We start from the raw sequence: 8,982 nt of genomic DNA, 5'->3' as shown, positions 1-8,982 counted from the left end.
ACTGTTCATCAGATGATACCGCTGCCATTGCAGAAGAGGCATGCAGGGCAGAAGGAATCAATCACAGAATCCTCAGAAATGATAGACGAATGGGAGTAAACAGGACTATCAACAGAGCGATAGAGGAAGCACACCATACGATTCTGGTGACAACAGATGCCGATGTCATCTTTGACCCTCTGGCCCTGAGTAGACTGATCTTTCGTCTCATGAGTGATGAGAATATTGCAGCAGTCTGTGGCGATCTCAGGCCGGTTCCAGATGAGACATGCCGGACATCCAGAATTGAAGGCACATACAGAAACTTCTATGGACGAATGTGTGCATGGGAAAGTGCTGTTGATTCTACCTATACCTTGAATGGTGCCCTCATTGCTCTGAAGAAGGATCTCGTCCCCCGCATTGACGACAGACGAGGAGCAGATGACGCAAACACCGGATTGGAAGCAATAAGACGGGGATACAGAGCAGTCTATGAGACAGAAGCAGTTGTCTATGAAACTATTCCTGAGGACTTCCGGAGTCAGTTCCGTCAGAAGACGAGGAGGGCGACGCATCTGATTGAGGCAACGATCGATAATATGGATCTTCTGAAGATGAACCGTCCATTCTCCCGTATCTTCTATCCACTCCGGATCTTCATGTACCTCCTGACCCCCGCTCTTTTCTTCATTGGAATTATCATGTTCATAGCTGGCATCTCCCTCACACACCCACTTGTTGCTATCGCTTTGGTCATCGTCTTTACGGGAATCAACCTCCTCTGGAAGAGCAACATCATAACAGCTTTTGCAACAAACCAGATATATCTCCTCAGAGGACTCTTCAACCTGGGAAAAGATATGCGAATATGGGAGAGTACTTCAAAGAAGCAGTAAGTAGGAGATGTCCAATAATCTGATAGGATTTACGCACACCCCTCCGAAAAAAATTTAGAGCGCATATTTTGGATCTTTCAAGTACTCAGCAATGGCGTTTGAGTGTATCTCCCATTTTGCCTGGTAGATCGTGACATCCTGTTGTTGATTCACGGCCTCCAATCGGATATATGCTCGAATCGAGCAATTTATATGATTTTTCTGGCCAGCTGCCTTTCGGACTTTACAATCTTCCACGCAACACAGTTCTTTCAGAGCACGATGGTAATTTTCAATTGACCAGCATATCGCCTGGAGGTTTTTTCTGTCAACGTAATCCATCGTCAAACAATTCGTGGCCCAGTACCGGTCACTCCCTTTTTTGTTCACCGAATGAAATACCCGGATAAAACCGTATTTCCGGAGATGAACCTCCAATCCATCATCAGGAATTGCTAGTGATGACACCTGTACATTCCCGGCTCGGTCAGGATTCACCATTCGGTTCTTCTTGACACGAGTAAACCAGTTCCAGCCAAGAAGGTCGAGATATTTAAGATTCTCAATTCCGGAATACCAACTATCAAACATGACAAAATAGGGGTTGAATCCACGATCATTTGCCGTTTGAAGCATATCACGGAGGTGATCGTTCTTGGTTTTCCCATCACAATCGATATCGTAGATCCGGTAATCAACGGGGAACGTATTCGTTCCGTCAGTCCAAACAAGCGTGACCAAGCCAATTCCTTTCACCACTTTCCGATGTTTCCCACTCCACTGAAAATGTGTGGTTTCGATTTTCTCGGAATGGATTTTGTCAATCACAGTATCATCGAGAACCAGCCAACCATTGCGCCGTTCAATACAGGGTGCAACTTCCATCCACAACGTCTCAGTAGTAAGAGACTGTCTCGTCAAAAATCGGTTGAATTTGTCATGAGATACGACTATTCCTGCTTTTGAGTAGCAATCTGCTGCTTTCACACAGGATACATCACAGGTAGCTGCAACGAGGAAATGTATGTAATCCGTGTCAGTTACCTGATACTGATTTGACACGCATTATTTTATTTTCTACTAATATATGGATCTTTTGTCTCAACTAAACTTGTGCGTAAGTCCTATTCGAAATGGAATGATAACGATATGATTTCCCCGGTCGGTTTTTTTAACCATCTTGATGTGACTTCCGCGTTGTTGAACAAAAGAATATCCAAGTGTTTTAAGGACTCTGATGATATCCGTGCTGCTAACAACCGGAAGATGTGGCAATGTGATGCACCTGATGTGTGGTCCGGGTCTCTATTATGATCTGTTCGTCAGGATTTATTTCATCTTCGAAATATAAAAGTACGGCCTCTTCAATATTTTTAAGCAGCTCTTCGAATGTTTCTCCATCAGTAAAGATACTAAATCCGATAGCGCTGGCTGACCAGTATCCATCTTCACAGGTAGTTTCAAATAGCACTATCATGATGCGTTCTCCGGTTTAGTATTGAGATTATGGAGTGTGAATGATAAAAAAGCTTTTGAAGAAATTGTTCCAAAAGAATCTGGTTGTAAAAGATGTATGAAGAAAAGCCTCTTTAGAACCTCTTTTTAATCCCCACCATCAATCCACGCCACATACCGCTTGAGCCCCTCCAGGATCCTTACCTTCGCAGACCACCCAAAGCCCCTCTCAGCCTTCCCGGCATCCGCCCATGTATCCTGCACATCGCCCTTCTGCTCCCCGACATGGTTGAGGATGGCGCTCCTGCCGGTAGCATCCTCGATCGCATGGATGAGATCGATGACGCTGATCCGGTTGCCACCACCGATATTGAAGGTTTCTCCGCAGACATTGCTGTTGTTTGTGTCACAGAGAGCAGCCGCCACGTTCGCTTCCACCGCATCATCGATATACGTAAAGTCGCGGGTCTGGGTTCCATCACCATAGATCGTGACAGGTTCTCCTGCCAGAATTGCCCGGACGAACTTGTTGATCCCCATATCGGGCCGCTGCCGGGGACCATAGACGGTGAAGTAGCGGAGCGAGACGGTCGGCACATGATAATTCTTCCAGTACAGATAGCAGAGGTGTTCGGCCGCGAGCTTTGAGACGCCATAGGGGGAGACCGGCTGCACCATCCGGTCTTCACGCATCGGGAGTTCGATGTCGCCGTAGACCGAGGATGAGGAGGAGTAGACGAAACGCTTCAGCCGGTAAGATGCTTCTGCATCTGTTGCATAGAAGTCGAGGAGCCGCTGGGTCGCCTGAATGTTGTCGCGGGTGTAGATATCAAAGCTCCTGCCCCAGGATGCCCGGACACCAGCCTGGGCAGCGAGGTGGAAAACATAGTCGACGGCAGGGAACACATCCATCTCCACGATATCCTCTTCTATGAGGGTGAACCGGGGGTGCTGCATAGCAGCGGCAAGGTTCTGCTCCTTCAGCTCCCGATTATAATAGTCTGAGAACCTGTCGATCCCGATCACCTCAAAGCCGTCTGCCAGCAGCCGGTCGGTCAGGGTGCTCCCGATGAATCCGGCACACCCGGTGACGAGGGCTTTTGGGCGGAGATCATCCAGTCTGTTTCCACCACCACTTTTTACTTCGATATTCACCTCTAAAACGCTCCCTGATCCTTTTAGTACTGTGAAATATAGCGGTGATATAATATATACAATTAATCCAGAAAGGGCACGTAATGGTCTGGCAACTCATTTTCCAACACGCCATCACCCAGATAATCCAAAACCATATATACCACCAGAGTGGTACATGGTGGTATGCAGAGCGTGAGTTCAATCAAGATCGTAACCGGAGTAAAGGATCTGCTCAGTCAGATGAAGAAGCACCCTCGCGAAACATACAGTGAAGTGATTGAAAGACTTGTTACCGATTCACATGACCGTTTGCCTTTCCACATCCCTCTCTTCTATGTACGGATTCGTGATACGATCCATACGCTTAATCATCCAATCGAACTCTTATGTGAGAGAGATAATGAGAGTTTTATCCTCTATAACCACGAATTTCATCTCCTTGCAACAGCACCAAATCTTCAGGAAGCTCTAATGGAGATAACACATGAATTCGAAGAGAACTGGAAGGATTATGTAGAGCAGGATAGAGACAAGCTCTCTAAAGGAGCACAAAGGTTCAGGCAAAAACTCATATCCCTTATATCAGAGGAGATCTGAGACGTGAGCCGGAAGAATCATATAATTGCTGCCCATCTGAAGAAGAAAGGATTTGCGTTGGAGATGTCAAAGCATATCAAACTGACATTTCAGCACAATGGATGCGATACACAGATCCGAACATGGGTGTCTCATGGCAAAAAAGAGATAGGTGATCGGCTGCTCGGGATCATGGCAGAGCAGCTTTATCTCTCAAAGCAGCAGTTTATGGAGCTAATCGATTGCACGATCGATGAGGCTGAGCTGATTCTCATTTATAATGAGAAGGATCTCCTTTAAGATTTAATCATTCTAATCTTCCCACAATCCCCCGCATATACTCCAACAACTCCCCCCGCAGATCATCTTGCTCAAGCGCCATATCTATAATAGCCTCCAGGTACCCCATCCGGTCCCCTGTGTCATACCGTCTGCCCGAAAACTCATAGGCATAGATATTCTGGCGTGCATTCAGCAGCCGTATCGCATCGGTCAGTTGGATCTCACCGCCAACACCCCGGTTTGTATGATGCAGGCAATCAAAGATCTCAGGCGTGAAGACATACCGGCCGATAGCACCCATCCGTGATGGCGCATCCTCTATCGTCGGCTTCTCGACGATATCCTCAAGCAGGTAGAGTGCATCTTCAAGCGGCTTACCTTTGATGATCCCATAACTCGAAACCATCGCATCAGACACCTCCTCAACAGCGAGGACCGAACACCGGTACCGATTGTAGGTGTCGATCAGCTGCCTGGTACAGGGGGTATCGTTCTTGATGATATCATCCCCGAGAAGTACGGCAAAAGGCTCGTCACAGATATGCTTCTCAGCCCGAAGCACCGCGTCGCCGAGGCCGAGCGGCTCCTTCTGCCGGATGTAGTGGATATCACAGAGAGAAGAGATCTCCTGAACCATGGCAAGGAGATGCTTATTCTTCGGGTTCTTTGCAAGATGCATCTCCAGTTCCGGTGCATCATCGAAATAATCCTCGATCGCCCGCTTGCTCCGGCCGGTAATAATGATGATATCATCAATCCCGGAAGCAAGTGCTTCTTTGACGACATAATGGATCACCGGCACATCGATGATCGGAAGCATCTCTTTTGGCATCGATTTGGTGACCGGCAGAAACCGGGTGCCAAGGCCCGCTGCCGGGATGACTGCTTTTTTGACGGTCATGAGCGGAAGACCCCGGGTGCAGGAGTGGATATACTACTGGTAAGCGTCACTCTTATCATTTTCTCCGTGGTGTCAACTACCCCGCCCTGAAGGACGGGGCTTGAGGCTCTGCATAAATTCAGGACACTCGTCTGGGTGGTTGACTTCACACCTCTGCGATTCCAAGATATACCTGTGATCCCATGCATAGGATACATCACGTACCTTCATGAACATATCATTCCTGAACTCTTCAAGTGGCAGGCAGGTTGGTTTTGAGAACCCGATCTCTTCGAGAGAGGATGGAATCCTGTACCTGATCAGGTTTCGATCTGATGTCAGAAAATAGTCTGAATGGTACGCCATCGCATAGGCAAGGTGTGTGCGATCGGTCGGCTCACGAATCATCCGGGTATCAAGCTCTTCCTCCCCCATTTTAAAACAGAGAATTCGAACAGAATCATTTGGGAAAAGGACGGTTACTTTCCATTCATCAAGAAGCTGATTCAATGCAGTGATATAATCAAGCGCTTTTTCATGCTCATGCATCTGGATAAAAGCTTCCCCCAGAACTGAAATTGAGGTCAAAATCGAATGCCCGGCATTTTTTGCATGCTGCAAAGCAGTTCTGGATTTTGTATCTTCAGCGCAGGTAAAGAAGATCGGTGTATCCAGAAAAATGGTTGGATGGTTCATAAATTCCTGCAGAGGGGCTTATCAGCGATCAGAGGGGGCATTCAAAACCGTTCGGAGACGCTTCATATCTTCCAGGTGTTCTTCCTCACTGATAGCAAATGAGATTCTCCCTCTCGTAACTCCACCACCGTATGGAAGCAATCCCCTTTTATAGGGTTTCCCGATGACATCTTCGGGATTGAATTTCTTCTCTGTCATGTTTCCTCTGCTCCTTTAAATATTCATATTCCTGAGAAACCAGATAATCCTTTGGATAATCGCTCTCTCGATTTTATCCCTTCAGTTTCGGTCAGACACCAGAGGACGATCAAATCATGATCGAAAAACACCAGCAGACCCCTACCAGCAGACCCCCTCATAGATCGATCCAACCGCTGCCTTTGGAACACGCCGACCATCAATCACAAGCTTCCCGGTATAGTCGAGTGCTTCAAACTCTTTCCACTCTGTCGTAAGAAGAACCGCATCCGCAGTCTGAATCAGATCCTCTGCTGAAGATGCATATGAGATATCAGGAAAAAGTGTACCAAACGAGTCCATTGCCAGCGGATCATACGCCATTACAGCCGCACCCTCCTTCAGAAGTTCTTCAATGATCGGGATCGCCCGGCTCTCACGGATATCATCAGTATCCGGCTTGAAGGCGAGACCAAGCACCCCGATCGTCCTCCCCTTCAGATCCGGGATATGCTTCTTCAGCAATCCAACAAGCCGCAGCGGTTGTTCTTCATTCACCGCAACCACGCTCGAAAGAATCTTCGGAGGAACACCGGCAGCCTTTGCCTGTGCGATCAGGGCCCGGACATCCTTTGGGAAGCAGGAGCCGCCAAACCCGATCCCTGAGCGGAAGAACGCCGGATTGATCCGCCCGTCCATCCCTACACCGGCAAAGACCTCTGCGGTATCAATTCCCAGGGTCTTACAGAGGTTACCGATCTCGTTTGCAAAACTGATCTTGGTTGCCAGGAATGCGTTGCTGACATACTTGATCATCTCGGCAACCGGAATCGTTGTCACCAGTTTTGGGCAGTCGATCGCGGCATAGAGTCTCTCAAGTGCTTCACGTGAAGCATCATCTGCCACTCCGATGACGATCCTGTCCGGCTCAAAGAAGTCCGGGAGGGCTGATCCCTCCTTAAGGAACTCAGGGTTTGAGGCAAGGCCGAAATCGAGATGAGCAGTCTTGCCGGATGCCTCTTCCAGGATTCTCCGGGCGATCCCTTCCGTCGTTCCTGAAAGAACGGTGCTCTTGACGACAACGATATGGTATGCATCTTTCTCCTTCAGCACCGCTCCGATATCGCGGCAGGCAGATTCGATGTACGCAAGGTCGATTGATCCATCGGGCCGCGAGGGGGTGCCGACTGCAATGAAGGTGATCTCGGTTCCATCCACAGCCTGTTTCGTATTGGTGGTTGCAGAGATACGGGAAAGGCTTTTTGAGAGCAATTCATCAAGGCCGGGTTCATAGATCGGAGACCTGCCATCTGCAATGGTTGCGACCTTCGCCGGGTCGATATCGACAAAGACAACCGCATTCCCAAGTTCGGCAAAGCATGCCCCGGTTACCGCACCGACATATCCGCATCCGAGTATTGATATTTTCACAGCTAATCACCGGGTATTATACTCTGCTTACTGTTGCCACCATAGTATCCGGTAGATTATTATTTGTAGATACCGTCTTTCATCATACGAAGGGAGTGCGTACAGGTTCAGAAGAGATGTGCGTGACCGCGGATCAGACAACCTGCCAGAGCACCCTGAAGATACAGAACGAAACAAAAAGCAACTCTCATCATCACCCCCGATCAACAGAATACCTATGCGCTACCTCATCACCGGCGGAGCAGGCTTCATCGGCTCAAACCTTGCTGACACTCTCAAACTCCATCACAAAGTCACTATCATCGACAACTTCGCAACCGGAAGGCCAGACAACATCAAAGACCTCAAAAACCACTCAAACATCACCTTTATCGAAGGAAGCATCACCGATGCAGATCTAATGTACGACATTACGAAAGGTATCGACGGCATCTTCCACCAGGCAGCAATCCCGTCAGTCCCCCGCTCGGTCAAGGATCCGATCACCACAAACGAAGCAAACATTACAGGCACCCTTCAGCTCCTCGTCGCAGCAAAAGAGAACGGGGTCCGAAAGATCGTCACCGCCTCCTCCTCCTCGGTCTACGGCGACACCCCGAGCCTCCCAAAAGTTGAGGAGATGCAGCCAAACCCCCTCTCCCCATATGCCGTCACAAAGCTTACAGACGAATATTACGGCAAAGTCTTTACAGAACTCTACGGCATCCAGACCGTCTTCCTCAGGTACTTCAATGTCTTTGGGCCACGACAGGACCCAGCTTCCGAATATGCAGCGGTGATCCCGAAGTTCATCACCCGCCTCCTTAACAATGAAAGCCCGACTATCTATGGTGACGGAGGGCAGACACGCGACTTCACCTTTATTGCCGATGTCGTACAGGCCAATATCAAGGCAATGGAGAGCGAGGCAACCGGCGTCTACAATATCGCCTGTGGAAGACGGATCAGCCTCAATGATCTCGCACAGACTCTCATGGAGATCACCAATATACACCGTCCGATACTTTATGAATCGGCACGTGAAGGCGATATCAGAGACTCACTCGCCGACATCTCACGGGCGCAGGCAGCGTTTGGCTACAAACCCAAGTATACGCTTGAAGAGGGGCTGAGAGAGACGGTTGCGTGGTTTATGAAACAATAGTAATTCCTGAACTGCCACCACCCTATCTTTTCCCCCTGATCTGGTTCCGCTTTATATATCCCAGACGGGTCAACCCTGCAAGGTAAAAGAGGTCTTTATGTAACTTGGGATTCAATCGCTTTGTATTCTGGAGAAAAATATTCGAAGTCCTTACAGAGAATCTTGCCGGTACTGCAGATCCACCCAGGAAGATCCCCCTTCACCCTTTGAAAAGTCTCTCTCATTTTAAGACCTATCAAAATGTTAGGTAGGTACTAAAGTGTGCGTACACGTATGCACATATACGCACAGGAGAAAATAAATGAAATACAATGCTAAAACGGAAAAGTGCCCTCTACCTGAGAGAA

General features: G+C 48.5%; 12 protein-coding genes. 4 read left to right on the top strand and 8 right to left on the bottom strand.

Going from position 1 to position 8,982, the window contains the following annotated elements; all coding sequences use genetic code 11:
• On the top strand, positions 1-878 hold an 878-nt coding region (locus Q7V06_RS01185; RefSeq protein WP_304836860.1), incomplete at its 5' end, for a glycosyltransferase.
• Between the two features lie 54 nt (positions 879-932).
• Here Q7V06_RS01185 and Q7V06_RS01180 read toward each other — a convergent pair.
• From Q7V06_RS01180 to Q7V06_RS01170, 4 genes are all read right to left on the bottom strand, one after another.
• Positions 933-1,919 carry a transposase gene (locus Q7V06_RS01180; protein ID WP_304836857.1) on the bottom strand — a complete coding sequence of 329 codons (987 nt, stop codon included), beginning with the start codon at positions 1,917-1,919 and terminating at the stop codon, positions 933-935.
• Between the two features lie 39 nt (positions 1,920-1,958).
• On the bottom strand, positions 1,959-2,132 hold the full coding sequence (locus Q7V06_RS10395) for a type II toxin-antitoxin system HicA family toxin (RefSeq protein ID WP_370650792.1): 174 nt from the start codon (positions 2,130-2,132) through the stop codon (positions 1,959-1,961).
• Positions 2,110-2,334, bottom strand: a complete 225-nt coding sequence (locus Q7V06_RS01175; RefSeq protein WP_304836855.1) for a type II toxin-antitoxin system HicB family antitoxin — start codon at positions 2,332-2,334, stop codon at positions 2,110-2,112. The genes Q7V06_RS10395 and Q7V06_RS01175 overlap by 23 nt, the downstream gene beginning before the upstream one ends.
• Positions 2,335-2,459: 125 nt before the next feature.
• Positions 2,460-3,467 (bottom strand): GDP-mannose 4,6-dehydratase, encoded by a 1,008-nt coding sequence (locus Q7V06_RS01170; RefSeq protein ID WP_304836853.1) that lies wholly within the window; start codon positions 3,465-3,467, stop codon positions 2,460-2,462.
• A 165-nt stretch (positions 3,468-3,632) separates the two neighbouring features.
• Between Q7V06_RS01170 and Q7V06_RS01165 the strand changes: the two genes are divergently transcribed.
• Together Q7V06_RS01165 and Q7V06_RS01160 are read left to right on the top strand one after the other, a co-directional pair.
• The gene (locus Q7V06_RS01165; RefSeq protein WP_304836851.1) at positions 3,633-4,046 is read left to right on the top strand and encodes a hypothetical protein; all 414 of its coding nucleotides are present in this window, start codon (positions 3,633-3,635) and stop codon (positions 4,044-4,046) included.
• Positions 4,047-4,049: 3 nt separating this feature from the next.
• Entirely contained in the window at positions 4,050-4,325 is a 276-nt protein-coding gene (locus Q7V06_RS01160) for a hypothetical protein (protein WP_304836847.1), read from the top strand.
• Positions 4,326-4,332: 7 nt separating this feature from the next.
• Here the strand turns inward: Q7V06_RS01160 and galU are convergent, their stop codons facing one another.
• The 4 genes from galU to Q7V06_RS01140 all read right to left on the bottom strand — a co-directional run bounded on the left by galU (position 4,333) and on the right by Q7V06_RS01140 (position 7,491).
• The gene (gene galU, locus Q7V06_RS01155) at positions 4,333-5,208 is read right to left on the bottom strand and encodes a UTP--glucose-1-phosphate uridylyltransferase GalU (RefSeq protein ID WP_304836844.1); all 876 of its coding nucleotides are present in this window, start codon (positions 5,206-5,208) and stop codon (positions 4,333-4,335) included.
• A gap of 72 nt (positions 5,209-5,280) precedes the next feature.
• Positions 5,281-5,736 (bottom strand): hypothetical protein, encoded by a 456-nt coding sequence (locus Q7V06_RS01150; RefSeq protein WP_342766233.1) that lies wholly within the window; start codon positions 5,734-5,736, stop codon positions 5,281-5,283.
• A gap of 168 nt (positions 5,737-5,904) precedes the next feature.
• Positions 5,905-6,081 carry a hypothetical protein gene (locus Q7V06_RS01145; protein ID WP_304836839.1) on the bottom strand — a complete coding sequence of 59 codons (177 nt, stop codon included), beginning with the start codon at positions 6,079-6,081 and terminating at the stop codon, positions 5,905-5,907.
• 141 nt (positions 6,082-6,222) lie between these two features.
• The gene (locus Q7V06_RS01140; RefSeq protein ID WP_304836836.1) at positions 6,223-7,491 is read right to left on the bottom strand and encodes a UDP-glucose/GDP-mannose dehydrogenase family protein; all 1,269 of its coding nucleotides are present in this window, start codon (positions 7,489-7,491) and stop codon (positions 6,223-6,225) included.
• Between the two features lie 217 nt (positions 7,492-7,708).
• Here Q7V06_RS01140 and Q7V06_RS01135 point away from each other — a divergent pair, with 217 nt between their 5' ends.
• A complete protein-coding gene (locus Q7V06_RS01135; RefSeq protein WP_304836833.1) occupies positions 7,709-8,635 on the top strand; it encodes an SDR family oxidoreductase in 927 nt (308 codons plus the stop codon).
• Positions 8,636-8,982: the final 347 nt, after the last annotated feature.

It is taken from the genome of Methanocalculus sp. (assembly GCF_030651615.1).
Classification (GTDB): Archaea; Halobacteriota; Methanomicrobia; order Methanomicrobiales; family Methanocorpusculaceae; genus Methanocalculus.
Note: the sequence above shows the minus strand (reverse complement) of the source record. Positions and strands in the feature narration are given on the sequence as shown.